This is a genomic window from Streptomyces sp. JB150, assembly GCF_011193355.1.
GTDB lineage: Bacteria > Actinomycetota > Actinomycetes > Streptomycetales > Streptomycetaceae > Streptomyces.
This window is the reverse complement of sequence record NZ_CP049780.1, coordinates 2,179,782-2,204,229: the sequence shown is the minus strand read 5'-3', so window position 1 is coordinate 2,204,229 and position 24,448 is coordinate 2,179,782. Positions and strand designations below refer to the sequence as shown.

The following is a 24,448-nucleotide window of genomic DNA, read 5'->3' as shown; positions in this document are numbered from 1 at the left end:
TGTAGATCTCGTACTTGGCGCCGACGTCGATCCCGCGCGTCGGCTCGTCCAGGATCAGCACGTCCGGACCCGCGAAGATCCACTTGCTGAGGACGACCTTCTGCTGGTTGCCGCCGGACAGCTTGCCCACCGGCTCGAACACCGTGGGCGCCTTGATGTTCATCGACTTCCGGAAGCCCTCGGCGACCTGGCGTTCCTCGTGCTCGTCCACGACGCCGCGCCGGGCGACCTTGTGCAGCGCGGTCAGCGAGATGTTCCGGTTGATGGTGTCGATCAGGTTCAGGCCGTAGTGCTTGCGGTCCTCGGTGACGTACGCGATGCCGTTCGCCACCGCCTCCGCGACCGTCCTGGTGCGGATCTCCTCGCCGTCCTTGAGGACGGTGCCGCCCGCGTAGCGGCCGTAGGTGCGGCCGAAGACGCTCATCGCCAGCTCGGTGCGGCCGGCGCCCATCAGGCCCGCGATGCCGACGATCTCGCCGCGCCGCACCTGGAGCGACACCTCGTCGACCACCTTGCGCTGCTGGTCGATCGGGTGGTGCACGGTCCAGTCGCGGATCTCCAGGGCGGGCGCCCGGCCCTCCTCCGGCTGGTGCGGGGTGCGCTCGGGAAAGCGGTGGTCGAGGTCGCGGCCGACCATGCCGCTGATGATCCGGTCCTCGGTGGTGCCCGGGTCCTTCACGTCGAGCGTCTCGATCGACCGGCCGTCCCGGATGATCGTCACCGAGTCGGCGACCTTGCGGATCTCGTTGAGCTTGTGGGAGATGATGATCGAGGTGATGCCCTGGTTCTTCAGCTCCAGGATCAGATCGAGGAGCTTGTCGCTGTCCTCGTCGTTCAGCGCCGCCGTCGGCTCGTCCAGGATCAGCAGCTTCACCTTCTTGGCGAGCGCCTTGGCGATCTCCACCAGCTGCTGCTTGCCCACGCCGATGTCGGCGACCCGGGTCTCCGGGTGGTCGCTCAGCCCCACCCGGCGCAGCAGCTCGGTGGCGTGCCGCAGGGTCTCGTTCCAGTTGATCAGGCCGCGGGTGGCGTGCTCGTTGCCGAGGAAGATGTTCTCCGCGATCGACAGGAACGGCACCAGCGCCAGCTCCTGGTGGATGATCACGATGCCGTGCTGCTCGCTGGCCCGGATGTCCTTGAACCGGCAGACCTCTCCCTCGAAGAGGATCTCGCCCTCGTAACTGCCGTACGGGTGGACGCCGGAGAGCACCTTCATCAGGGTGGACTTGCCGGCGCCGTTCTCCCCGCAGATGGCGTGGACCTCGCCCTGCCGGACGGTCAGCGTGACGTCCGACAGCGCCTTGACGCCGGGAAAGGTCTTGACGATCGAGCGCATTTCCAGGACGGGTCCCGCCATGGTCGTGCCTTCCAGTCGGTGATGGGTCGTCGGTCGGTGGCGACGGCTACGTGAGGTCCGACTCCTTGATGTAGCCGGAGTCGACGACGGTCTTCTGGTAGTTGCCCTTGTCGACGGCGACCGGCTCCAGCAGGTACGCCGGCACGACCTTCGCCCCGTTGTCGTAGGTCTTGGTGTCGTTGACCTCGGGCTTCTTGTCGTTCAGCACCGCGTCGACCATGTTGGAGGCGACCTTGGCCAGCTCGCGGGTGTCCTTGTAGACGGTCATCGACTGCTCGTCGGCGATGATCGACTTCACCGAGGCGACCTCGGCGTCCTGGCCCGTGACGACCGGCAGCGGCTTGTCCTTGGAGCCGTAGCCGTCCGACTTCAGCGCGGAGAGGATGCCGATGGAGATGCCGTCGTACGGCGACAGCACCGCGTCGACCTTGCCGCTCTTGTACGACTTGGTGAGGATGTCGTCCATGCGCCGCTGGGCGGTCGCGCCGTCCCAGCGCAGCGTCGTGACCTGGGTCAGCTCGGTCTGCCCGGACTTCACGACCAGCTGCTTCTTGTCGATGTACGGCTTCAGGACGTTCATCGCGCCCTGGAAGAAGTAGCGGGTGTTGTTGTCGTCGTTGGAGCCGGCGAACAGCTCGATGTTGAACGGGCCCTTCTCGCCGCCGTCCTTCAGGCCCAGCTTCTCGACGATGTAGGTGCCCTGCAGCTCGCCGACCTTCTCGTTGTCGAAGGAGGCGTAGTAGTCGACGTCGTCCGTGCCGAGGATCAGGCGGTCGTAGGAGATCACCGGGATGTCGGCGTCCTTGGCCTGCTGCAGGACGTTGTTCATCGACTTGTTGTCGATGGCCGCGATGATCAGGGCGTCCACACCCTGGGTGATCATGTTCTCGATCTGGGAGACCTGCTGGTCGGGGTCGTCCTCCCCGTAGACCAGCTTGGTCTTGTAGCCCTTGTCCTGAAGGTGCTGGACAACGTTGTTCCCGTCGGCGATCCAGCGCTCGGAGGACTTGGTGGGCATCGAGATGCCGATCGTGGCGTCCTCGGCGCTGCCCTTGCCCTCCTCGCTGCCGCCCTCGCTGTTCTGGCCGCAGGCGGTCAGGGTGAGGGCCAGGGAGGCGGCGGTGGCGATGGCGGCGACTGCGGCTCTGCGGTTGCGCATGGTCATCTTCCTTGATGTCGGTGCACAGCGGGGTGGGGATGTGTGGGATTCTGTTGGGCTGCGTCGGCTTCTGTGAAGAGGCCGTTCGAAAAGTTATGAATGCGTTTCGAACCGCTGGAGCTTTCCGGGCAGCCGCGAACCCAGCGGTGCCATGTCCCCGTCGGCCCCGTGCCGGGCCAGCAGGTCGAGCGCCAGGCGCCCGCGCCGCACCCGCTCCTTGGCGGTCGCCAGGGTCAGCTCGCGCAGGTGGTGGCCGTAGGGGTAGATCCCGGGGGCCTTCGACAGGCCGAACTTCAGATACAGCGGCGCCCCGCGCCGGATCAGCTCGGCCACCTCGTACATCCGGACATAGCCGCCCAGGTCGTCGGGCGCCTCGATGTACATGTCCATCGGCGCGGCCGACACCCGGCGGATCTCGGTGAGGTGATCCAGCGTCAGGTCGCTCGGCACGTTGACGGAGTCGGCGCCCAGCCGCTCGTACACCGCGAACGAGGCCGGGTTGACCGGGCCGATCAGCGCCGAAACTTTCAGCGTCGTGTCGGCGGGGACGATCCCGGCCTCGCGCGCCCGGTGCAGCGTCCACAGCACGCCCTCGTCGGCCACCAGCAGGCACTTCACCCCCAGCTCGGTGGCGCGGACGGCGTCCTCGACGCAGCCGGCGACCGCGTCGTGGCCCCGGGCGCGCAGCCCGGCCCCGCGCGAGTCGGTGCGGGTGGAGCCGCCGATGTCCCAGGTGCCGCGCGGGCCGGTGAACAGGCACAGCTCGATGTCGCGTTCGGCGGTCGCCTCGACCATCTCGGTGATCTCGGCGTCGGTCAGCATCCACACGCCGCTGCCCTGGCTGATCCGGTGGATCGGCACATCGAGGCGCGAGGCCTCCTTGAGCACCACGGCCAGCGCCTCCGGACCCTCGCAGGAGGGGATCTCGGTGCGCCAGCGGCCGCCGCCGGGGAAGGAGTGCGGCGAGGCGTCGGCGGGGTCGAGGCCGGGCGCGCCCAGGCCGAGTGCGGCGAGCGCCTGCTCACCGGGTCGTCGGGGGGCCGTGGCGGAAGCGTCGGTCACAGGGTGTCCTTCGTGTTCGAGATATCGGACGAGGTTCGCGGCTCAGGGCGTACGGGGCGGGAGGTACGCCGGTACGGGGGCCGTCAGGTAACCCTCGTACCGGCGTACGGCTGGGATGACTAGGGGCGCAGCAGGACCTTGCCCACCGTCGGGTCACCGGCCCCCACCAGCTCGATGGCCCGCGAGAACTCGGTGAGCGGCAGCTCGTGCGAGACCAGCGGCACCGGGTCCAGGAGTCCCGCCCCGAACACCCGCACCGCGTGCGACCAGGCGTCCGGCGGCGCCCCGAAGACGGTGTGCACCTCCAGCTGCCGCACCACCAGGTCCGTCGGGTCCAGACCCTCCGCGCCCGGCGCCGGGATGCCCGTCAGCACCAGCCGGCCGCCGCGGCGCAGCAGCGCCGCCGAGAGCCGGGCCGCGTCCGCGGACCCGGCGGTCTCGATCACGACGTCCACGTCGTCCGGCAGCTCCTGGTCCCTGGTCCGGAAATCGGTCGCCCCGAACCGCCGGGACAGCTCCTCGCGGTCCCGCCGGGTGCCCACCACCAGCAGCTCGGCCGGGGACGCCGCGCGCAGGAACTGCACGGCGAACATGCCGAGCGTGCCCGTGCCGACCACGGCGACCCGCTCACCGGGGCGGGCGTTCGCCTTCAGCGCGGCGGCCGCGACGCAGGCCGCCGGCTCCAGCAGCGCCGCCGCGGTCAGGTCCGCGTCACCGGGGAGCACGTGCAGCAGCCGCGCGGGGAGCGTCAGCGTGGCGGCCATCGCGCCCGGCTGGGTGAACCCGGTCTCCTCGTACCCGGCCGTGCACAGCGTCGTCTCCCCCGCGTGGCAGCGGTCGCAGACCTGGCAGTTGCGGAAGCCCTCGCCGACGACCTTGCGGCCGACCAGGCCCCGCGGCACCCCGGCGCCGACCGCCTCCACCGTCCCGGACCACTCGTGGCCCGGGGTCAGCGGATAGCGGACGTACCCCTCGGGCCGGTTGCCCTGGTAGACCTCCCGGTCGCTGCCGCAGATGCCCACGGCGTGCACCCGCACCAGCGCCTCCCCGGCCTCGGGGCGGCGCGGCGCGTGCTCCGTCAGCCGGTGGCTGCCGGGGGAGTCGACGACGACGGCGGAGCTCACCGGGCGTCCTTCGGGTTCCGCTTCTCCCAGCCCTCGGCCCACAGGTCGAAGTGGGCTCGCTGCTGCGGGAACTCCGCGGCGGCGTCCGTGTCCAGCTCGACGCCCAGGCCGGGCGCGTCGGAGAGGTGGAAGTACCCGTCGATGACCTGCGGGGCGCCCTTGACGACCTTCTTGATCTCCGCGTCCGCGAAGTCGTTGAAGTGCTCCAGGATCTTGAAGTTCGGCGAGGTGAAGCCGACCTGGAGGGAGGCCGCGGTGAGCACGGAACCGCCCACGTTGTGCGGGGCGATCAGCATGTAGTGGGTCTCGGCGGTCGCGGCCAGCTTGCGCGTCTCCCAGATGCCGCCGATGTGGCCGACGTCCGGCTGGATGATGTCCACGGCCTGGTTGTCGAACAGCTCGCGGAACTCGATCCGGTCGTGGATGCGCTCACCCGTGGCGACCGGGATGTCCACCTTCGCGGCGACCTTCTCCAGCGCCTTCAGGTTCTCCGGCGGGCACGGCTCCTCCAGCCAGGCCGGCTTGAACGGCGCCATCTCCTTGGCCAGCCGGACGGCGGTGGCGGGGGAGAAGCGGCCGTGCATCTCCAGCATCAGCTCGGCGTCGGGGCCGATCGCGTCGCGGACGGCCTCGATGAGGGAGACCGCGTACAGCGTCTCCTGGTGGTCCAGCTCGAAGTGGCCGGTGCCGAAGGGGTCGATCTTCAGCGCCTTGTACCCGCGCTCCACGACCCCCTGGGCGGCCTTGTGGTACGCCTCGGGCGTCCGCTCGGTCGTGTACCACCCGTTGGCGTACGCCTTCACCTTGTCGGTGACCTTGCCGCCGAGCAGCTGCCAGACCGGCACACCCAGCGCCTTGCCCTTGATGTCCCAGCAGGCCATCTCGATGACCGCGATACCGGACATGACGATCTCGCCGGCCCGGCCGTAGTCGCCGTACTTCATCCTCTTCACGAGGTCCTCGACGGCGAACGGGTCCGAGCCGAGAATGTGGTTGACCTCGGCTTCCTTCAGATAGCCGAGGAGAGCGTCGGTGTGTCCCAGCATCCGGGTCTCGCCGACTCCGGTGATGCCCTCGTCGGTGTGCACCTGGACGTACGTCAGGTTGCGCCACGGCGTCCCGACCACGTGTGTGCTGATTCCGGTGATGCGCACGGCAGTTGCCCCTCGTGAAGCGTTCGGCTCTGTTCGAGATTTCGGCACTTGTTCGAAATGCTGGCGTGACAGTAAGGACGCGGCGGCGGGGGTGTCAATGGGTCGAACGGATAACGGTTTCGGCACTTTCGAAAGCCGTCGGTGGCGTCGCTTTCGGCCGAAGGGGGAGAGATGCCGGGGCTGTCCTCGGCTCACCATGCCGGAACTGCGCGTTTCCCACAGAACATTCACAGCGTCGACTAGGCACGTTACCGGCCCGGAACTTAATCTTCCCGCGTCATGGACTACTGCCACCCGTGCCGACGGCACCTGAACGGCGCCCTCGCCTGCCCCGGGTGCGGCACGCCGGCCGAGCGGCTCCGCGCGTACGCGGAGGAGGACGCCGCGGGCGCCGGGGGCGCGTACGAGGGCGCGCCCGCCGCCCACCACGCGCCCCCCGGCCACCCCGCCGCCGGCTACGGCGCCTACGCGACGGCCCCGGCACCCGCCGCCCACGGCACGGCCCCCTGGCAGCCCGGCTACGGCACGTCCCCCGCACCCGCCGCCCACGGGACGACGCAGGGGTACGCCCCCCACGACCACGCCGACTACCAGACCACGCCCGGCCACGGTGACTACGGGCCGACCCCCGCGCACGGTGACCACGGCCTCCACCAGCCGCAGCCGGCTCCCGGCCACGGTGACCCCGCGCCCCTGTCCGGCGACGTCGACCACCCCGACGACGAGACCGCACCCGACGCCCACGGCCGCGACGACGAGCACGCCCACGACGCCCACGACGAGTACGACGACCACGACGAGTCGTCGCCCTCCGCCCGCCGCGACCGCCGGGCCGAGGACAGCCGCCGGGACCGCAAGGCCGCGGCGCACCGCCGCAGGCGGCGCCGGGCCCTCCTCGTCACCGCCGGCTTCGTGCTGGCCGCGGGCGGTCTGAGCCTCGCGGAATCGGGCATCGACGCCGCCGGCTCCGACCCGGCGCCCGCGGCGGCGGGCGACGCGTCCGCGGACGGCGGCGCGGAGGAGGAGGTGGGCGAGACGGCGGACCCGCTGTCCGGCACGACGGGCGCCCCCGGCACCGGCCCCGGCGGGACAGGATCGCCCTCGGACTCGGCGTCCCCGTCCTCGTCCTCCTCCGAGGACGAGGACGAGGACAAGAAGGGCGAAGACAAGGACGACGACAAGGAGTCGGACGAGCCGGCGGACCGGGCCACCCTGACCAGGGACCCCCAGTCGGGCCACGCCGACCCCCCTCAGGACACGGCCCCCACCACCACGGCCGCCCCGCCCGCCCCCGACCCCACCCCGGCCCCCACCTCGGACCCGACCATCGCCCCGCCGCCCCCGGACCCCGAACCGTCGCAGACCTGCGACCGGTTCCTGTGGTGGTGCACCTAGGGGGTGTCCGCCGGCCGCCGGCCGCCTGCGATGATCGGCCGGTGAGCGGAGTGGACGAGCGGGCCGTGGCGGCCGTGGAAGCGCATGTGCGGGCGTTCTTCGCGGGGCACGAGGTGGAGTCCGTCCCGTACGACCTGGGGCCGGGGCGCCGTGCGTCGCTGCCGGGTTTCCGCGTGCTCGTCGTGGGGCCGGGTCCCCGTGCGGACTCCTGGGCGTATGTGACCGCCGGCTGCGCCTCGCCGCCTGAAGACGACGGCCACGGGCTGGAGTTCGTCATGACGGCGCATGTGCGGGACCGGCGCTTCGTCGAACTGCTGGCGATGATCGCCTTCTACCACCGCACGGGAGCCCGGCTCGGCCTCGCGCACAGCGTGCCCATCGGCGAGCCGTGGACGCCGGGTTCGGCCTGTGACCACCTGCTGGTCACCCTGCCGTACCTGCACGGCCCCGGCCTCGAACACTGCCCGCTGCCCGGCGGCCACGCCCGGATCCTGTGGACGCTGCCGGTGACGGCCGCCGAGATCGCGTACCGCAGGGAACACGGCCACGAGGCCCTGGAACAGCGCCTGGACGAGGCCGCGATCGTCCCGACGGACCCCTTCCGCGCCTCGGTCGTCTGACCGACGGGACGTCAAGTCCCCCTTGTGACGGATGAGTCGAACAGGTACACCTCGCCGTACCGATCTCAGGAACCCCGGAGGAGGTACGCGTGCGCACCAAGAGGACCGCGAGAACCGCCACTGCGAGACCCGTCCTGACCACCGCCCTCGCCCTCACCTCGGCGAGTGCCCTCCTGCTCGCCGCGCCCGGCCCGGCCGGCGCGGACCCGGCGCCCGTCACCAGGGAGACCGCGGAGTCCCCGGCGCTCGACCACCGGAACGCCGCCACGTCGCCGGAAACCGCGGCCCGCAGAGCCCTCACCGACCCCGGGCCCGGCCTCTCCGGCGGCACGGAACGCACCCATGACGCGCGCGGCTATCCGCGCGAGCACACCCTCGCCCCCGACCCGGTGAACCCGGCGGACAAGTCCCTCAAGCTGGGCCTGACGCCGTATCACGCGATCGCGAGCCGGCTGAACGCCCTGCAAGCCCTCGGCGACCGGGTGAGCGTGGAGGTCGCGGGCCGCTCGGCGGGCGGCCACCGGCTGTACCTCGTCACCGTCACCGCCCCGGAGAGCCCCGCCCAGACCCGCGCCCAGCACCGGATGCGGGACCTCATCGAACGGGTACCGGCGACGGCGGCCGGGGACCCTCGGCTGAAGAAGGCGTACAAGACCCCGGTCTTCTTCAACAGCAACATCCACGGCAACGAGTGGGAGGGCACCGACGCCGCCCTCCGCCTCGTCGAACACCTCGCGACCGCCAAGGACGACAGGACCCGCGACCTGCTCGCGCACAGCCGCCTCTACTTCAACGTCACCGCCAACCCGGACGGCCGCATCGCCGGCACCCGCGCCAACGCGAACGGCTTCGACCTCAACCGGGACTTCGTCACCGCCTCACAGCCCGAAACCCGCGCGATGCGGCAGATCCTGCGCGACAAGCAGCCCGTGGTGATGCTCGACCTGCACGGCTACGTCAACGGCACCCTGATCGAGCCCACGACGCCGCCGCACGGCGAGAACTACGAGTACGACCTGTTCCTGAAGAACACCTACGCCAACGCCCTGGGCATGGAGGCCGCCGTCAACGGCCTCGGCTACACCGCCGAAGAGGACGGCGTCCAGCCCGCGCAGATCCCCTTCCGCGACCAGGACGAGGGCTGGGACGACTGGCCGCCGATCTTCACCCCGCAGTACGCCGCCTTCCACGGCGCGGTCGCCGCGCACACCGTCGAGATCCCGCTGCGGGTGAACAACGCCTCCTACGACACCCTGCCGGCCGCCGAGCTGCGCCGCCGCGCGGCCGTCAACACGGACGTCGCGCAGGCCGCCATGACCGCCACCCTCGACCATGTGCGGCGCCACCGCGAAGCCCTCGTCGCCGACCAGATCGAGGTGTTCCGCCGCGGCGCGGCCGGCGCCCCGCAGGTCCCGGTGTCGCCCGCGACCGTGCCCGGCGTGCCCGGCATCGGCCCGGAGGACGTCTACACCACCACCTTCCCGCGCGCCTACGTCCTGCCGCCCGGCGGCCCGGCCACCGCCCGCCTCGTCGGCCACCTCCTCGCCAACGACATCCGCGTCGCCCGCGTCGCCCACCCCGCGCCGGGCTACCCGAAGGGCGCGTACGTCGTCGACATGCGCCAGCCCAAACGGGGACTCGCGGCCGCGCTCCTCGCGGACGGGCGGGACATCAGTGACAAGGTGTCCGTCATGTACGACATCTCCGGCTGGAGCCTCGGCCGGCTCTGGGGCGCCCCGGTGCGGCCCGTCACCGGCGGCGCCCTGCCCCACGCCGCGCTGCGCCCGGTGCGCGCCGCCGCGCCCGTCGCCCACGTCGCCCCGCGCGGCGACCTGCGCCTGCGCCTGGACGACCCCCGCGAGATCGCCGCGCTCAACGCGCTGCTGCGCCGGGGCGTGCCGGTGCGGCGGTCCGCCGACGGCGCCGCCGCGATCGTGCCGGGCTCCGCGCGCCGGCAGGCCGCCGAGGCGGCCCGGACGTACGACGTCTCCTTCGAGCGGACCACGGACCGGGGCACCGCCCCGCTGCGCCGCGTCCGCGTCGCCGCCGCCGTGACACCGGGCGAGCTGTTCGCGCTGCGGGAGATGCAATTCGAGGTCACCCCGGTCTCCACGGCCGTGCTGAACGCGGGCTTCGACTGGTCCGGGACGGACGTCCTGTTCGTGTCGGCGGGCCTCGACCGGGACGCCCTGAACGAGCCGGCGCGCCGCGCCCTCGACGCCTTCCTCGACGGGCACGGCTTCGTCGGCCGCGGCGCCGCCGGTGCGCAGCTGAACGCCGGCGCCGGGCTGCTCGCCGTCAAGGCCGTCCAGGGCAACGGGGATGCCAACGGCGTGGTCCGGGTGGTGAACTCCGGCCCGCTGACCCGCGGCGCGCCCGCGCACGGCTTCGTCTACGCGCCGCTGTGGTTCACCGACCTCGGCCCCGGCGTGCGCGCCGAGCAGGCGTACGCGGCCGGGAACCCGCTGCTGTCCGGCCACTGGCGCCCGGCCGCCGACGGCACCGGCGGACCGGCGGACGCGGCCGGACGGGCCTCGGTGGTGAGCGGACCCGGTGCGGTGCTCTTCGGCACGGAACCGCTCTTCCGGGCGCATCCCAAGGGAGAATTCCCGCAGGTCGGCCGGGCTTTGCTGACCACATCACGGACACAGGTCGAGGAGAGCGGATGACACAGGAGATCCACGGCACGGTCGCCGACGGCTTCGAGGGCGTACGGGAGGAGTTCGCCGCGTTCGTCGCCCGGGAGCGGCGCGAACGGCCGGACTACGAGGGGCAGCTGTGCGCCTATGTGCACGGCAGGCGGGTCGTCGACCTGTGGGCCGGACCGGAGGTGACCGCCGGGTCCCTGTACGGCGTGTTCTCCTGCACCAAGGGCGCCGCCCACCTGGTGACCGCGCTGCTCGTGCAGGACGGCACGCTGGAGCCGGACCGGAAGGTGACGTACTACTGGCCGGAGTTCGGCGCCGAGGGCAAGGGCGCGCTGACCCTGCGCGACCTGCTCGCGCACCGGGCGGGCCTGGTCGGTCTGGACGCCGGGTTCACCGCCGAGGAGCTGGCCGACGACCGGCTGATCGCGGAGCGGCTGGCGGACCAGCGGCCGTTCTGGCGGCCGGGCACCGCGTTCGGCTACCACGCGCTGGTGATCGGCGCGCTCACCGGCGAGGTGGTCCGCCGCGCCACCGGCCGCACCCTCCAGGAGGTGTACGAGGAGCGGGTGCGTGCCCCGTACGGGCTGGACTTCTTCCTTGGCCTGCCCGAGTCCGAGGAGCCCCGCTTCCGTTCCGTGCAGCCGATGGCGCCGACGCCCGAGCAGCGGTCGGTGCTGGACGACCGGCAGACGGGACCGCACACGCTGGCCTCGATCGCGTTCAACACGCACGTGCCGGGCGCGGTCGATCTGGTGGACCACGCCAACGCGCGGCTGGTGCGGGCCAAGGGCCCGGCGTCCGCGGGCGGGGTCGCCTCGGCGCGCGGGCTCGCCGGGATGTACGCGGCGGCGATCAGCGAGGTCGACGGGCGTCCCGCGCTGCTGAAGCCGGACACGATCGCCGAGGTCGGGCAGATCCACTCGATCGGCCACGACCTGGTGGCCCGCACGCACAAGGCGTTCGGGCTGGGCTTCCAGGCGACGGCCGAGAACTGGTACCCGTTCCTGGGCGCCGGCGCCTTCGGGCACAGCGGGGCGGGCGGCGCGCAGGCGTTCGCCGACCCTCGCAGCGGACTGGCGTACGGCTACACGCGGCGCCGGTGCGCGTTCCCGGGCGGGGCGGCGCCGGAGAACGTGGCGTTCGTCCGGGCCGCGCACCGGGCGGCGCTGGCCCTGTGAGCACGGGCTCGTCCGCGCGCGGGCACGGGCGGAGGCCGCACCCCACGTCCAAGGGTGCGGCCTCCGCCGTATGCAACGAGTGCCGTCAGGCGAGCGTCACGGTGATGTTCCCGCGGGTCGCCTTGGAGTACGGGCACACCTCGTGGGCCTTCTTGACCAGGCTCCGCGCGGTCTCCGCGTCCACGTTCGGGATGTCCGCGGAGATCTCGACGATCAGGCCGAAGCCCTCGTCGTTCTTGCCGATGCCGACCTTGGCGGTCACGGTCGAGCCCGAGACGTCGGCGCCCTCCTGGCGGGCGACGACGCCGAGCGCGCCCTGGAAGCAGGCGCTGTAGCCGGCGGCGAACAACTGCTCCGGGTTGGTGCCGGCGCCGCTGCCGCCCATCTCGGCGGGCGGGTTGACGACGACGTCGAGCTTGCCGTCGTCGGTGGAGACCCGGCCGTCGCGACCGTTCTCGGCGGTGGCGACGGCGGTGTACAGGACGTCCGACTGCTGAATGGCCATGCGGTGGTCTTCCTCCTCGGTCCGCCGTGACTCGCGCCCACGATCGCCGACGGTTTCCGGAATGAAGTTACCGCATACCGGAAAGCGGCAGAAGGGGTGTCCGGAGGTCGGACAGCGGGGCCGGGCCGGGGGGTCAGAGCTTGACGATCATCTTCCCGGTGTTGTCGCCGCGCAGGACGCCGAGGAAGGCCTCCAGGTTGTTCTCGATGCCCTCGACGACCGTCTCGCGGTACTTCAGCGCGCCCGAGGCGACCCAGGGGCCGACCTCCTGGACGAACTGCGGCTGCAGGTCGTAGTGGTCACCGACCAGGAAGCCCTCGATCCGGCCGCGGGTCTGGATCAGCCGGGCCAGGTTCCGCGGGCCGGGCGCGGGCTCGGTGTTGTTGTAGACCGAGATCATGCCGCAGACCGCGATCCGGCCGCCCTCGTTCAGGGAGCCGATGGCGGCCTCCAGGTGGTCGCCGCCCACGTTGTCGAAGTACACGTCGATGCCGTCCGGGGCGGCCGCGCGCAGCTGCTCGCCGACGGGGCCGTCCTTGTAGTTGAACGCGGCGTCGAAGCCGTACTCCTCGACCAGCAGCTTCACCTTCTCCGCGGATCCGGCCGAGCCGATCACCCGCGAGGCGCCCTTGAGCCTCGCGATCTGGCCCACCTGGCTGCCCACGGCACCGGCCGCGCCGGAGACGAAGACGCTGTCGCCCTCCTTGAAGGCGGCGGTGCGCAGCAGGCCGGCGTAGGCGGTCAGGCCGGTCATGCCGAGCACGCCGAGGTACGTGGACAGCGGCGCCGCGTTCGCGTCGACCTTGACCGCGTGCTGGGCGCTCACCGCGGCGTACTCGCGCCAGCCGAGGAAGTGCAGCACGTGGTCGCCGGCCTGAAAGCCCTCGGCGTTGGAGGCGACGACCTCGCCGACCGCGCCGCCCTGCATGACCTTGCCCAGCTCGAAGGGGGCGACGTAGGACTTGGCGGCGCTCATCCGGCCGCGCATGTAAGGGTCCACCGACAAGTACAGGTTCCGCACCAGCACCTGGCCCTCGCGCGGGGTCGGGACCTCCGCCTCGACCAGGGCGAAGTTCTCGGGCTCGGGCCAGCCGACCGGGCGGCTGAGCAGGTGCCATTCACGGTGGACGGCGGGAAGCGTGGGGGTGTCGGACATGAGCCGGCCTCTCGTGCGGGGTGCGGTGTCTCGTGGTTGCGGAACCAGTCGCTCGGGAACCGGTGGTTTCCGTACCGGTGGTTCCTCCCAGTTGTTTCAGGATCTGAAACAACCATGCGCCTGAATATTTCAGGATGTCAAGCAAACGGGTACCCTGGATGCCATGGCCGCCACCCCACCCCCTGCCCGCCGCCCCGACGACCTCACCCTGGAGGTCGTCGATCTCATCGGCGCGGTCGTGGCCCGCTACCACGAGGAGTTCGAGGAGGCCGCCGCCGGGCACGCCCTCACCGGCGCCCAGGCCAAGCTCCTGTCCCTGCTGTCCCTCGGCCCGCTGCCCATGCGCAAGCTCGCCCGCAAACTGCGCTGCGAGCCGTCCAATGTCACCGGCATCGTCGACCGCCTGGAATCCCGCGGCCTGGTCGAACGCCGCCCCGACCCCGCCGACCGCCGCATCAAGGTCGCCGCCGTCACCGACGAGGGCCGCCGTGTCGCCCGCGACCTGCGCGAGTCCCTGCACTTCGCCCGCGAGCCGCTGGCCGCGCTCGGCGAGGCGGAGCGCCTCGCCCTGCGCGACCTGCTGCGCCGCATGGTCGAGTCCGGGACCGGGCCCGAGGAGAGACCCGGCGGTTAAAGTGCACCCATGCGCGATCTCGGGGTGGGCTTCGGCTATCTGATCAAGGGCCAGCGGTGGGTGGCCCGGCACGGCAGGCAGTTCGGCTTCGGGCTGATGCCCGGACTGATCACCCTCGTGCTCTACGCCGCCGCGATCACCGCGCTCGCGTTGTGGGGCGCGGACTTCGTCGCCTGGGCGACCCCGTTCGCCGACGACTGGTCCAGCCCCTGGCTCGGCCTGTTCCGCGGTCTGCTCACCGCCGTGCTGTTCGCGCTGTCGCTGCTGCTGGCCGTCGTCACCTTCACGGCGGTCACCCTGCTGATCGGCCAGCCCTTCTACGAGAGCCTGTCGGAGGCGGTCGACCGGGACGTCTCCCCGGACGGCACCGCCCCCGAGTCCGGGCTGCCGCTCTGGCGCGAGCTGTGGATCTCCGGCCGGGACAGCCTGCGGATCGTGATCCGCGCCGCCCTGTGGGGCGTCCTGCTGTTCGCGCTCGGGTTCGTGCCCGTCGCCGGGCAGACCGCCGTCCCCGTCCTCGGCTTCTTCGTCACCGGCTTCTTCCTCACCGAGGAGCTGACCGGCGTCGCCCTGCAGCGCCGCGGCGTCGAGCTGCGCGACCGCCTCGCCCTGCTCCGCTCCCGCAGGACCCTGGTCTGGGGCTTCGGGACGCCCCTCGCCCTCGCCTTCGTCGTCCCCTTCGTCGCGGTCTTCCTGATGCCGGGCGCGGTCGCGGGCGCCACCCTGCTCGCCCGTGACCTGCGCGGCGAGGAGACCACCGGGCACGACACCACCGACCGCCGGCAGGAGGACGCCGTCCAGTGACCGAGATCCTCGCCGTGGCCGTCATCACCGTGCTCGCGGTGATCGCCCCCGGCGCCGACTTCGCCATGATCGTCCGCAACAGCTACCTGTACGGCCGCCGCACCGGCCTGCTGGGCGCCGCCGGCGTCGCCGCGGGCGTCCTGGTGCACGTCACCTACACCATGCTCGGCGTGGGACTGCTGATCGCCTCCTCGACGTTCCTGTTCACGGTCGTCAAGCTGACCGGCGCCGCCTACCTCGTCTACATCGGCGTCCGCACCTTCCGCGCCCGCGGCGACGTCCGCGTCGACCTCGTTGACAAGACGGAACTGACCCCGCTGGCCGCCCTGCGCACCGGCTTCCTCACCAACGTCCTCAACCCGAAGACCACCCTGTTCGTGGTCTCCACGTTCGCCCAGGTCGTCGACCCGGGCACCCCGCTGTGGCAGCAGGCGGGCTACGGCCTGTTCATGTCCCTCGCCCACCTGCTGTGGTTCGCCGTCGTCGCCGTGTTCTTCTCGCAGGACCGGATGCGCACCCTGATGCTGCGCGCCCAGAAGGTCCTCAACAAGGTCATCGGCTCGGTGCTGGCCGGCCTCGGCGTCAGCCTCGCGTTCGCCCCGTCGCACTGACGGCGACCGCCACGACGGACCGCACCTGCGCGACGATGTCCCGCCGGTTGCGGACGAACTCCGGATCGGTGACCTCGGTGGTGTTCCCCGCGCCGAACCGGAGCACCGGCGTGTGGACATGCCCGCCCGGCAGGCCCTTCAGCCCCAGCCGGTCCCGCAGCAGCGTGGCCCGGTAGGCGATCTCGTTGGACAGGTAGTCCCCGCCGCCCCCGGCCCGCGCCGTCGAACCGGGGGTCGGCCCGTCCGGCCGTACGACCGGCTCGGTGCCCCCGGCCGGGATCTCGGTCACGGACGTGTTGTCGTACACCGGGAAACGGCCGGTGTCCGCCGCCACGATGTCCCGGTACGGCAGGGTCGTCGACGTCCACTGCGGCGCCGCGCCCGGACCCGGGACCGGGATGGTCTCCGTGCGGCCGGTGTTCTCGTTGTCGGGGAAGCCGCCCCGCCAGGCCCCGTTGGTCCGCTCGATGTCGAACCGGCCCACCCGCCCCTGGCTGACCGTCGCGAACAGGTCCACACCCGGCAGATGCGGCCGCAGCGCCCGCTCCACCGTCCCCTCCGTGAAGTCCCGCCAGCGCACCGGGAACACCACGGTCTCCACCCGCGCCGGCCCGTGGGCCGTCTCGATCACCGTGCCGTCGAGGGCGAGCGCGGCGGCCCCGGACGGATTGGAGATCCGGATGTCCCGGTCCAGCGTGAACGGGTCGAACCCGGTGACCAGGACCCGCTCGACGCCCTCGCCGCGGTGCGGGAAGCGGATGTCGTCCTGCCCGCGCGAGGTCCGCTCCAACGCGTCGAGCAGCGCGCCCCGTTGCCGCTCGGACAGACCGAACCGCGGCTGCCACGACCGCACTTCTCGGGTCATTCCCAGCCGCGCCCAGTACAGCGGCCGGTCGTCGTCCCGGCTCAGCTCCCCGCCCGCCGGACCGCGCCCCTGTGCCCGCGCCACCGCCCGCCGCCACAGCGCCGACCCCTCCCGGACGACGACGGCGCGTGCCTGCGCGTAGGAGCGCGCCGCGCCCAGCGCCTCGGCGAACCGCGGTGCGGCGCCGGCGAATCCGGAGCGCCGCAGGATCTCCTGCGGGACGGCCTGGTCGAGGCGCCGCTCCTCGACCGTGACGGCGGGAGCGGTGGTGGGGGAGTCGGCGGGGTCGGTGGTGGCGGTCGCGGGGGCGGCGAGGCCGGTGACGAGCGCCAGGGACAGCAGGGCGCCGATCCGGACACGGGGGGATATCAAGGCGGTGGGGTCCTTCCGTCGCCGTGGGCAGGGAGGTGCTGCGCAACGGCGGAAGTCTCCCCGTGCCCCGCCCGTTCTACGCGGTCACTCCTCGCCCAGCAGGCCCAGGAAGTCCCGGAACGCCCCCGGCATGTCCACCGACTCCGGGTCCAGCAGCCACTGGTACTGCAGGCCGTCCATCACGGCGACCAGCAGCGGCGCCGCGCGCTCGGGCGTGAGCCCGTTCGGCAGCCGGTCGCCGTACTCGGCGCGCAGGACCTCCGTCATCGACTGCCGGACCCGGACGTACCGCTCGGTGAAGTAGCCGCGGGCCGGATGACCGCCCGTCACGCTCTCGCCGAGCAGCGCCGCGAAGGTCTGGATGATGCCGGGGCGCATCGCGTTGTACTCCACCAGCGAGGCCAGCAGGTCCATCCGCCACTGCCGGGCCGGCATCGCGTCCCAGCGGTCGCGCTCCTCCAGCACGGCGACGAGCAGGGCGTCCTTGGTCGGGAAGTAGTGCAGCAGTCCCTGCTGGGTGAGCCCGACCCGCTCCGCGACCGCCGCCATGCTCGCGCCCCGGTAGCCGCGCTCGGCGATGACCTCCAGCGCGGCCCGCACGATCGCGGCCCGCCGCTCCTCGCTTCTGACCCTCGCGCCCATGGCGTCACCGTACGACATCCGTGTGTTCGTCATATAACGATGAGATAACGAAACCTAACGCTTCACAGGTGACCGGGGCACCATGAGGAGGGGCCCGCACCGGCCCGACGAGGAGGCACCGCCATGGCCAGCACCCCGGCACCCCAGGAGGCGGCCGTCGAGGCGGCCCTCGCCCGGCTCGACCTGGACACCAAGACCCGCCTGCTGGCCGGCCAGGACGCCTGGACCCTGCCCGCGCTGCCCGCGATCGGCCTCGGCTCCCTGGTGATGTCGGACGGGCCGGTCGGGGTGCGCGGCGTGCGCTGGAGCGCCGACGACCCCTCCGTCGCCCTGCCCTCGCCCACCGCCCTCGCCGCCGCCTGGGACCCGGACCTGGCCCGCCGCGCCGGCGTCCTGCTCGCCCAGGAGGCCCGCCGCAAGGGCGTCCACGTGCTGCTCGCCCCCACCGTCAACCTGCACCGCTCCCCGCTCGGCGGCCGCCACTTCGAGGCCTACAGCGAGGACCCGTACCTCACCGGCCGGATCGGCGCCGCCTATGTGACGGGCGTCCAGTCCGGCGGCGTCGGCACCACCGTGAAGCACTTCGTCGCCAACGACGCCGAAACCGACCGCTTCACCGTGAACAACGTGATCCCCGCCCGCGCCCTGCGCGAGCTGTACCTGGCCCCCTTCGAGGCGATCGTCGGCAGCGCCCGCCCCTGGGGCGTCATGACCGCCTACAACTCGGTCAACGGCACCACCATGACCGAGCACCGGTACCTCGTGAACGAGGTGCTGCGCGGCGAGTGGGGCTTCGACGGCGTCAACGTCTCCGACTGGACCGCCGCCCGCGACACCGCCGCCGCCCTGCACGGCGGCCTCGACATCGCCATGCCGGGCCCGGACACCGTCTACGGCCCCGCCCTCGCCGAGGCCGTCCGCGCCGGCCGGGTCCGGGAGGCCGCGGTCGACGACGCCGTCCGCAACGTCCTGCGCCTGGCCGCCCGCGTCGGCCTCCTCGACGGCGCCGAGCCCGCCGTCACCGAGCCGCCCGCCGACGTGGACGGCGCCGCCCTGGCTCGCGAGATCGCCCGCCGCTCCTTCGTCCTGGTCCGCAACGAGCGCGACACCCTGCCGCTGAGGCCCGGCCGCACCATCGCCCTCACCGGCGCCGCCGCCCGCGACGCCCGCGTCCTCGGCGGCGGCTCCGCCACGGTCTTCCCCGCCCGCACCGTCTCCCCGCTCGACGGCCTCACCGCCGCCCTCCCCGAAGGCACCCTCACCTACACCGTCGGCGCCGACCCCAGCACCCGACTCGCCGTCGCGGGACAGGGCTTCGAGCTGCGCGCCGACTGCCGCGACGCGCACGGCGCCCTCATCGCCACCGCCACCACCTCCAACGGCCGGATCCAGTGGCTGGGCGACGACCTCCCCGCCGGCGTCACGCACGACGCCCTGCACTCCGTCGAGCTGACCGGCACCTTCACCCCCCGCGAGACCGGCACCCATACCTTCGGCGTCCAGGGCACGGGCCGCTTCACCCTCGCCGTCGACGGCACCACGTACTACGACGACGTCCAGCGCCCCGCCGAGGACGACCCGTTCGAGGCGGTCTTCGCCGCCCCCGAGCCGCGCGCCCGGGTCGCCCTCACCGCCGGGCAGCCGGTGCCGGTCTCCCTCACCCACCTCGTCGACCCGCCCGCCGGCGTCCGCGTCAAGGCCGTCGCCTTCTCCCTCGCCCACCAGGAGCCGGGGCGCGACCCCGACGAGCTGATCGTCGAGGCGGTGCGCGCCGCCCGCGCCGCCGACACGGCTGTCGTCGTGGTCGCCACCACCGAACACGTCGAGTCCGAGGGCTTCGACCGCACCGACCTGCGGCTGCCCGGCCGCCAGGACGACCTGGTCCGCGCGGTCGCCGCCGCCAACCCCGACACCGTGGTCGTCGTCAACGCGGGCTCCCCGGTGGAGCTGCCGTGGCGCGACGAGGTCGCCGCCGTGCTGCTGACCTGGTTCCCGGGCCAGGAGGGCGGCGCCGCCCTCGCGGACGTGCTCACCGGAGCCCGTGAACCCGGCGGACGCCTCCCCACCACCTGGGGCGCCCTCGCCGACGCCCCGGTCACCCGGGTCACCCCGGAGAACGGCGAACTCCGTTACGACGAGGGCGTCTTCATCGGCTACCGCGCCTGGCAGAAGGCGGGCCGCACCCCCGCGTACCCCTTCGGCCACGGCCTCGGCTACACCACCTGGGCCTACGAGTCCGCCGAAGTCCACGGCAGCACCGTCACGGTCCGCGTCCGCAACACCGGCGCGCGCCCCGGCCGCGAGGTCGTCCAGGTCTACCTGGCCCCCGCCGCGCCCGACGCCGAGCGCCCGGCGCGCTGGCTCGCCGGATTCGCGGGCGTCGAGGCGGCCCCCGGCGAGACCGCCGAGGCCCGCGTCGACCTCCCCCGCCGGGCGTTCGAAATCTGGGACGAGACGAGCAACTCGTGGTCGTTTGTGAAGGGTTCGTACGAGATCCAGGCGGGACGCTCGATCGCCGACCGCAGGATCACCGTGCCGGTTACCGTCTGAACCCTGGGACGACTCGTCCTGCCGAGCAGCCCCGGTCCGGCACCTGACACCGGACCGGGGCTCGTCCCGTCAGCCCCCGATCCGCCGCCCGCGCCCGCCCGGCCGGCGCCGCCGCCTCCTAAGGGGCCTTGCGGGCCGTCACCGTGCGATAGGCGATCTCCGCGAGCCGCGCCTGGCCGTCCACACTCGGATGGAACCAGTCCCACTGGCTCAGCTGCGCCACCCCGAACCGGTTGGCGAACACCGCGCCGCCGTCGGAGCGGCAGTACCGGTCCCGCGCGCACACCTCGCGCAGCACCCGGTTGTACGCCTCCACCCGCTCGTGCACCGTCGACCGCCGCAGCCGCGCCGCCGCGTCCAGCGCCTCGGCGTCACCCAGCATCGACGGGCAGATCCCCAGCTTCCACACCTGCAGGCCGAGCGCGCTGGTCCGCCCCTGCTGCCACAGCCGCAGCAGATTGGGCACGCTCGCCACGTACACCTGCGCCTTGGGCGCGCCGCGGCGCAGGGTGCGCAGGGCCTCCGTGAAGTCCGCGCGGAAGTCGGCGACCGGCGTCATCGCGTCCGCCGAGGCCCGGCAGGCGTCGTTCGCGCCCGCCATCACCGTCACCAGCTCCGGCCGGCGCGCCGCCGCCCGCGCCATCTGCCCGGGCAGATCCGCCATCCGCGCCCCGGTCACCGCGTAGTTCCAGCTGTGCGAGGCCGCCCGCGACCGCCCCAGCAGCCGCACGGCCAGACTGTCGACCTCGGGACTGGTGCCGGTCGCCCACGACATCTCGGGGCAGTCCGACAGGACCGTGCAGGCGTCGAAGCCGCGGGTGATGGAGTCGCCGACCGCGGCGACCGACCGCGGGGTGGTGTCCCAGTCCGGGGTCGGCGTGGGCGACGCGCGGCGGGCGGCGCTGCCCGACGGACTCGGCGCGTCACCGCCCACGACGTCACACCCGGTGACCCCCAGCACGGCGGCCGCCGTCATCCCCGCCAGGACCGCCCGCGCACGGCGGCGACGGTCGCGCGGCTTCCGCATGCCCTGGTCCATCCCTTGTCACCCGTGATGTCGTGTCATGTTCCTCAACCCATGACAGCGTCCCAGGGTTCCCGGCGCATCCCATGGAACGGGTCACACCCGCACAGGCGTCCTGCCGGGTGAATGGCGGAGGTTTCCCGGTACCGGGACCGACGGTACGTCACACTCCTTGCGCCGTCGCACGGTAGCCTCGCCATCAACGTGGCCTGCAGGGCCACCGCCGCCCGCCCGTCCGCCCCCAGTCCCGCTCAGCCCGGAGGTACCGGTGACGACACGTGGAGTTCTGTACGTGCACTCCGCGCCGCGCGCGCTGTGCCCGCACGTCGAGTGGGCCGTCGCCGGGGTGCTCGGCACGCGCGTCAACCTCGACTGGATCCGGCAGCCCGCCGCCCCCGGTACCTGGCGCTCGGAGTTCTCCTGGCAGGGCGAGGCGGGCACGGCCTCCAAGCTGGCCTCCGCGCTGCGCGGCTGGCACTTGCTGCGCTTCGAGGTCACCGCGGAACCCTGCCCCACCGCCGAGGGCGAGCGCTACAGCTGCACTCCCGACCTCGGCATCTTCCACGCCGTCACCGGCATCCACGGCGACATCCTGATCCCCGAGGACCGCCTGCGCGCCGCCCTGCTGCGCTCCCAGCGCGGCGAGACCGACCTGGAAGCGGAGATCGCCAAGCTGCTGGGCAAGCCCTGGGACGACGAACTGGAGCCCTTCAGATACGCGGGCGAGGGCGCCCCGGTCCGCTGGCTCCACCAGGTCGTGTAGACCACACGGTCGGGAGAACCCACCCAAGGGGCGCGGGGAACCGCGCGAGAAGCCCCACGGTCCGCACCCGGCAACGCACCGTCGACGGAACGGCGAACGGCCCGCCCCCCGAAGGGGACGGGCCGCTCCTCACGACCGACGACAGTCACACCGTCCGGAACGCCAGCACCACGTTGTGCCCGCCGAACCCGAACGAGTCGTTGAGGGCGGCGATACGGCCCTCGACGGGCAGCTTCCGCGCCTCCCCGCGGACGATGTCCGCGTTCGCCTCCGCCTCCGGGTCGAGGTTCTCGATGTTGATGGTGGGCGGCGCCACCCGGTGGTACAGCGCCAGGATCGTGGCGACGGACTCGACACCGCCCGCACCACCCAGCAGATGCCCGGTCATCGACTTCGTCGCGGACACCGCGAAGTGGTCCGCCTCGTCACCGAACACCTTCCGCAGCGCCTTCAGTTCGGCCACGTCACCGGCGGGCGTCGACGTCGCGTGCGCGTTGACGTGCACGATCTCCGCCGGGTCCAGGTCGGTGCGCTCCAGCAGGTTCTGCAGCGCGTGCGCGATGCCGCGGCCCTCCGGCTCCGGCTGCACGATGTCGTGGCTGTCGGCGGAGATGCCCTGCCCGACCGCCTCGGCGTACACCCGCGCCCCGCGCTTGGCGGCGTGCTCGGCGGACTCCAGGACGATCACACCGGCGCCCTCGCCGAGGACGAAGCCGTCCCGCGCGACGTCGTACGGCCGGGACGCGCCCTGCGGGTCGTCGTTGTTCTTGGACATCGCCATCATGTTGCCGAACGCGGCGATCGGCAGGGGGTGGATGGCCGCCTCCGTACCGCCGGCGACGACCACGTCCGCGCGGCCGGTGCGGATCATCTCGATGGCGTAGCCGATGGCCTCGGCGCCGGACGCGCACGCGGAGACCGGCGTGTGCACACCCGCGCGGGCGTTCACGGCCAGACCGACGTTCGCCGACGGGCTGTTCGGCATGAGCATGGGGACGGTGTGCGGGGAGACGCGGCGGACGCCCTTCTCCTTCAGCACGTCGTACTGGTCCAGCAGGGTCGTCACACCACCGATGCCGGAGGCGATGACCGCGCCCAGCCGGTCGGGGTCGACCGAGCCGTCCTCACCGGCCTTGCCGGTGAAGCCCGCGTCGGCCCACGCCTCCTGGGCGGCGACCAGCGCGAACTGCGCGGACCGGTCCAGCCGGCGGGCCTGCGGCCGCGGGATGACCTCGGAGGGCTCCACGGCCACGGACGCGGCGATCCGGACCGCCTGCTCGGCGGCCCAGTCCTGTTCGAGGGGCTTGACGCCGGAGCGCCCGGCGACCAGGCCCTCCCAGGTGGAGGCTGCGTCGCCACCCAGCGGTGTGGTTGCGCCGATACCGGTGACGACCACGGTGCGATTGGTCGGGCTCACGGGAATTCTTTCTCCAGATCGGTGGATTCAGCGGCGCCACCGCCGGGTGGCGGGGCAGGCAGCAGCCTGATCGAGGATCAGGCCTGGTGCTTGAGGATGTACTCGGTCGCGTCGCCGACGGTCTTGAGGTTCTTGACGTCCTCGTCGGGGATCTTGACGTCGAAGCGCTCCTCGGCGGCGACGACGACCTCGACCATGGACAGCGAGTCGACGTCCAGGTCGTCGGTGAAGGACTTGTCCAGCTGGACGTCCTCAACCGGGATGCCGGCGATCTCGTTCACGATTTCGGCGAGACCGGCGACGATCTCTTCCTGAGTGGCGGCCATGTTGGCGCTCCTTCGTTGTTTTCCAGAGGGTGTGGCGGTGGCGTCCGTGACGGATCGGCACGATCCGGCACGGAGTGCCTAGGGGAGGGTAACGACCGACGCGGCGTAGACGAGACCCGCCCCGAATCCGATGACGAGCGCGGTGTCGCCGCTCTTCGCCTCGCCGGTCGCCAGAAGCCGCTCCATCGCGAGCGGGATCGAGGCGGCCGAGGTGTTGCCGGTGGTGCGCACGTCGCGGGCGACCGTGACGGTCTCCGGCAGCTTGAGGGTCTTCACCATCGAGTCGATGATCCGCTCGTTGGCCTGGTGCGGGATGAAGACGTCCAGGTCGTCGGCGGTGATGCCGGCCGCGTCCAGCGCCTGCTGGGCGACCTTCGCCATCTCGAAGACGGCCCAGCGGAACACCGCCTGGCCCTCCTGCGTGATCGCGGGGAACCGCTCGACGTCGCCCGTGCGGTAGTCCGTCCACGGCACGGTCTGCTTGATGGTCTCGGCCTTGTCGCCCTCGGAGCCCCAGATGGTGGGGCCGATGGCCGGCTCGTCCGAGGGGCCGACGACGACGGCGCCGGCGCCGTCACCGAACAGGAAGGCCGTCGCGCGGTCCTCCAGGTCGGTGAGGTCGCTCAGCCGCTCCACGCCGATCACCAGGACGTACTCGGCGGAACCCTCGACGATCATGCCCTTGGCGAGGGTGAGGCCGTATCCGAAGCCGGCGCAGCCCGCCGAGATGTCGAAGGCGGCGGCCTTGTTCGTGCCGAGCTTGTCGGCGATCTCGGTGGCGACGGCCGGGGTTTGCTTGAAGTGCGTGACGGTGGAGACGATCACCGCGCCGATCTGCCCGGCGGTGATCCCGGCGTCCGCGATGGCCTTGCCGGACGCCTCCAGCGACATCGCGGCGACGGTCTCCTCGTCGTTCGCCCAGTGACGGGTCTGGATGCCGGACCGCGAACGGATCCACTCGTCCGACGAGTCGATCGTCTCGAGGATCACCTCGTTGGGCACCACGCGGGTGGGCCGGTAGCCGCCCACGCCCAGGATGCGGGCGTACGGGGCGCCCTTCGCGGGCTTGATCTTCGACATGG

At 72.5% G+C, this 24,448-nt stretch carries 22 protein-coding genes; 9 read left to right on the top strand and 13 right to left on the bottom strand.

Annotated elements, in window-relative coordinates:
- The 5 genes from G7Z13_RS10285 to G7Z13_RS10265 all read right to left on the bottom strand — a co-directional run.
- Window positions 1–1,357: ATP-binding cassette domain-containing protein (locus tag G7Z13_RS10285; protein WP_165998032.1), on the bottom strand; the 1,357-nt coding region annotated here is incomplete at its 3' end.
- Between the two features lie 46 nt (window positions 1,358–1,403).
- Window positions 1,404–2,516, bottom strand: a complete 1,113-nt coding sequence (gene chvE, locus G7Z13_RS10280; RefSeq protein ID WP_165998030.1) for a multiple monosaccharide ABC transporter substrate-binding protein — start codon at window positions 2,514–2,516, stop codon at window positions 1,404–1,406.
- Window positions 2,517–2,609: 93 nt separating this feature from the next.
- Complete coding sequence (locus tag G7Z13_RS10275) at window positions 2,610–3,578, bottom strand: hypothetical protein (protein ID WP_165998028.1); 969 nt, start codon at window positions 3,576–3,578, stop codon at window positions 2,610–2,612.
- Window positions 3,579–3,697: 119 nt separating this feature from the next.
- On the bottom strand, window positions 3,698–4,702 hold the full coding sequence (locus G7Z13_RS10270) for an alcohol dehydrogenase catalytic domain-containing protein (RefSeq protein WP_165998026.1): 1,005 nt from the start codon (window positions 4,700–4,702) through the stop codon (window positions 3,698–3,700).
- Window positions 4,699–5,856, bottom strand: coding sequence for a mandelate racemase/muconate lactonizing enzyme family protein (locus tag G7Z13_RS10265; RefSeq protein WP_165998024.1), 1,158 nt, complete (start codon window positions 5,854–5,856; stop codon window positions 4,699–4,701). The genes G7Z13_RS10270 and G7Z13_RS10265 overlap by 4 nt, the downstream gene beginning before the upstream one ends.
- A 279-nt stretch (window positions 5,857–6,135) precedes the next feature.
- On the opposite strand from G7Z13_RS10265, the gene G7Z13_RS10260 reads away from it, so the two are divergent.
- The 4 genes from G7Z13_RS10260 to G7Z13_RS10245 all read left to right on the top strand — a co-directional run bounded on the left by G7Z13_RS10260 (window position 6,136) and on the right by G7Z13_RS10245 (window position 11,697).
- Window positions 6,136–7,251 (top strand): hypothetical protein, encoded by a 1,116-nt coding sequence (locus G7Z13_RS10260; RefSeq protein WP_165994883.1) that lies wholly within the window; start codon window positions 6,136–6,138, stop codon window positions 7,249–7,251.
- A 41-nt stretch (window positions 7,252–7,292) separates the two neighbouring features.
- Window positions 7,293–7,871, top strand: coding sequence for a suppressor of fused domain protein (locus G7Z13_RS10255; RefSeq protein ID WP_240926167.1), 579 nt, complete (start codon window positions 7,293–7,295; stop codon window positions 7,869–7,871).
- Between the two features lie 89 nt (window positions 7,872–7,960).
- Window positions 7,961–10,540: a M14 family zinc carboxypeptidase gene (locus G7Z13_RS10250; protein WP_206313040.1), complete on the top strand. Its 2,580-nt coding sequence runs from the start codon at window positions 7,961–7,963 to the stop codon at window positions 10,538–10,540.
- The gene (locus G7Z13_RS10245) at window positions 10,537–11,697 is read left to right on the top strand and encodes a serine hydrolase domain-containing protein (protein ID WP_165998022.1); all 1,161 of its coding nucleotides are present in this window, start codon (window positions 10,537–10,539) and stop codon (window positions 11,695–11,697) included. The genes G7Z13_RS10250 and G7Z13_RS10245 overlap by 4 nt, the downstream gene beginning before the upstream one ends.
- A gap of 85 nt (window positions 11,698–11,782) precedes the next feature.
- On the opposite strand, the gene G7Z13_RS10240 is transcribed toward G7Z13_RS10245, so the two are convergent.
- On the bottom strand, window positions 11,783–12,202 hold the full coding sequence (locus tag G7Z13_RS10240; RefSeq protein ID WP_165998020.1) for an organic hydroperoxide resistance protein: 420 nt from the start codon (window positions 12,200–12,202) through the stop codon (window positions 11,783–11,785).
- A 133-nt stretch (window positions 12,203–12,335) separates the two neighbouring features.
- Complete coding sequence (locus G7Z13_RS10235) at window positions 12,336–13,358, bottom strand: NADP-dependent oxidoreductase (protein WP_165998018.1); 1,023 nt, start codon at window positions 13,356–13,358, stop codon at window positions 12,336–12,338.
- A gap of 163 nt (window positions 13,359–13,521) precedes the next feature.
- Between G7Z13_RS10235 and G7Z13_RS10230 the strand changes: the two genes are divergently transcribed.
- Genes G7Z13_RS10230 through G7Z13_RS10220 form a run of 3 tightly spaced genes read left to right on the top strand, consistent with a single transcriptional unit; the run spans window position 13,522 to window position 15,407 of the window.
- Window positions 13,522–13,992, top strand: coding sequence for a MarR family transcriptional regulator (locus G7Z13_RS10230; protein WP_165998016.1), 471 nt, complete (start codon window positions 13,522–13,524; stop codon window positions 13,990–13,992).
- A gap of 9 nt (window positions 13,993–14,001) precedes the next feature.
- The gene (locus G7Z13_RS10225) at window positions 14,002–14,796 is read left to right on the top strand and encodes an EI24 domain-containing protein (RefSeq protein WP_165998015.1); all 795 of its coding nucleotides are present in this window, start codon (window positions 14,002–14,004) and stop codon (window positions 14,794–14,796) included.
- A complete protein-coding gene (locus G7Z13_RS10220) occupies window positions 14,793–15,407 on the top strand; it encodes a LysE family transporter (protein ID WP_165998013.1) in 615 nt (204 codons plus the stop codon). Before G7Z13_RS10225 ends, G7Z13_RS10220 begins: the two co-directional genes overlap by 4 nt.
- Here G7Z13_RS10220 and G7Z13_RS10215 read toward each other — a convergent pair.
- Window positions 15,379–16,644 carry a pyroglutamyl peptidase gene (locus G7Z13_RS10215; protein WP_165998011.1) on the bottom strand — a complete coding sequence of 422 codons (1,266 nt, stop codon included), beginning with the start codon at window positions 16,642–16,644 and terminating at the stop codon, window positions 15,379–15,381. The two genes, G7Z13_RS10220 and G7Z13_RS10215, sit on opposite strands and share 29 nt — an antisense overlap.
- An 84-nt stretch (window positions 16,645–16,728) precedes the next feature.
- Window positions 16,729–17,304, bottom strand: coding sequence for a TetR/AcrR family transcriptional regulator (locus tag G7Z13_RS10210; RefSeq protein WP_166004825.1), 576 nt, complete (start codon window positions 17,302–17,304; stop codon window positions 16,729–16,731).
- Between the two features lie 105 nt (window positions 17,305–17,409).
- Between G7Z13_RS10210 and G7Z13_RS10205 the strand changes: the two genes are divergently transcribed.
- Window positions 17,410–19,836: a glycoside hydrolase family 3 C-terminal domain-containing protein gene (locus G7Z13_RS10205; protein WP_165998009.1), complete on the top strand. Its 2,427-nt coding sequence runs from the start codon at window positions 17,410–17,412 to the stop codon at window positions 19,834–19,836.
- A gap of 118 nt (window positions 19,837–19,954) precedes the next feature.
- Here the strand turns inward: G7Z13_RS10205 and G7Z13_RS10200 are convergent, their stop codons facing one another.
- Window positions 19,955–20,863: an SGNH/GDSL hydrolase family protein gene (locus G7Z13_RS10200; protein ID WP_240926166.1), complete on the bottom strand. Its 909-nt coding sequence runs from the start codon at window positions 20,861–20,863 to the stop codon at window positions 19,955–19,957.
- Between the two features lie 265 nt (window positions 20,864–21,128).
- Between G7Z13_RS10200 and G7Z13_RS10195 the strand changes: the two genes are divergently transcribed.
- A complete protein-coding gene (locus tag G7Z13_RS10195) occupies window positions 21,129–21,623 on the top strand; it encodes a DUF3145 domain-containing protein (protein WP_086168131.1) in 495 nt (164 codons plus the stop codon).
- Window positions 21,624–21,768: 145 nt separating this feature from the next.
- On the opposite strand, the gene fabF is transcribed toward G7Z13_RS10195, so the two are convergent.
- The 3 genes from fabF to G7Z13_RS10180 all read right to left on the bottom strand — a co-directional run bounded on the left by fabF (window position 21,769) and on the right by G7Z13_RS10180 (window position 24,446).
- A complete protein-coding gene (fabF, locus tag G7Z13_RS10190) occupies window positions 21,769–23,040 on the bottom strand; it encodes a beta-ketoacyl-ACP synthase II (RefSeq protein ID WP_165998005.1) in 1,272 nt (423 codons plus the stop codon).
- 77 nt (window positions 23,041–23,117) lie between these two features.
- Complete coding sequence (locus tag G7Z13_RS10185; protein ID WP_029384719.1) at window positions 23,118–23,366, bottom strand: acyl carrier protein; 249 nt, start codon at window positions 23,364–23,366, stop codon at window positions 23,118–23,120.
- A 78-nt stretch (window positions 23,367–23,444) separates the two neighbouring features.
- On the bottom strand, window positions 23,445–24,446 hold the full coding sequence (locus G7Z13_RS10180; RefSeq protein WP_165998003.1) for a ketoacyl-ACP synthase III: 1,002 nt from the start codon (window positions 24,444–24,446) through the stop codon (window positions 23,445–23,447).
- Window positions 24,447–24,448 lie beyond the last annotated feature (2 nt).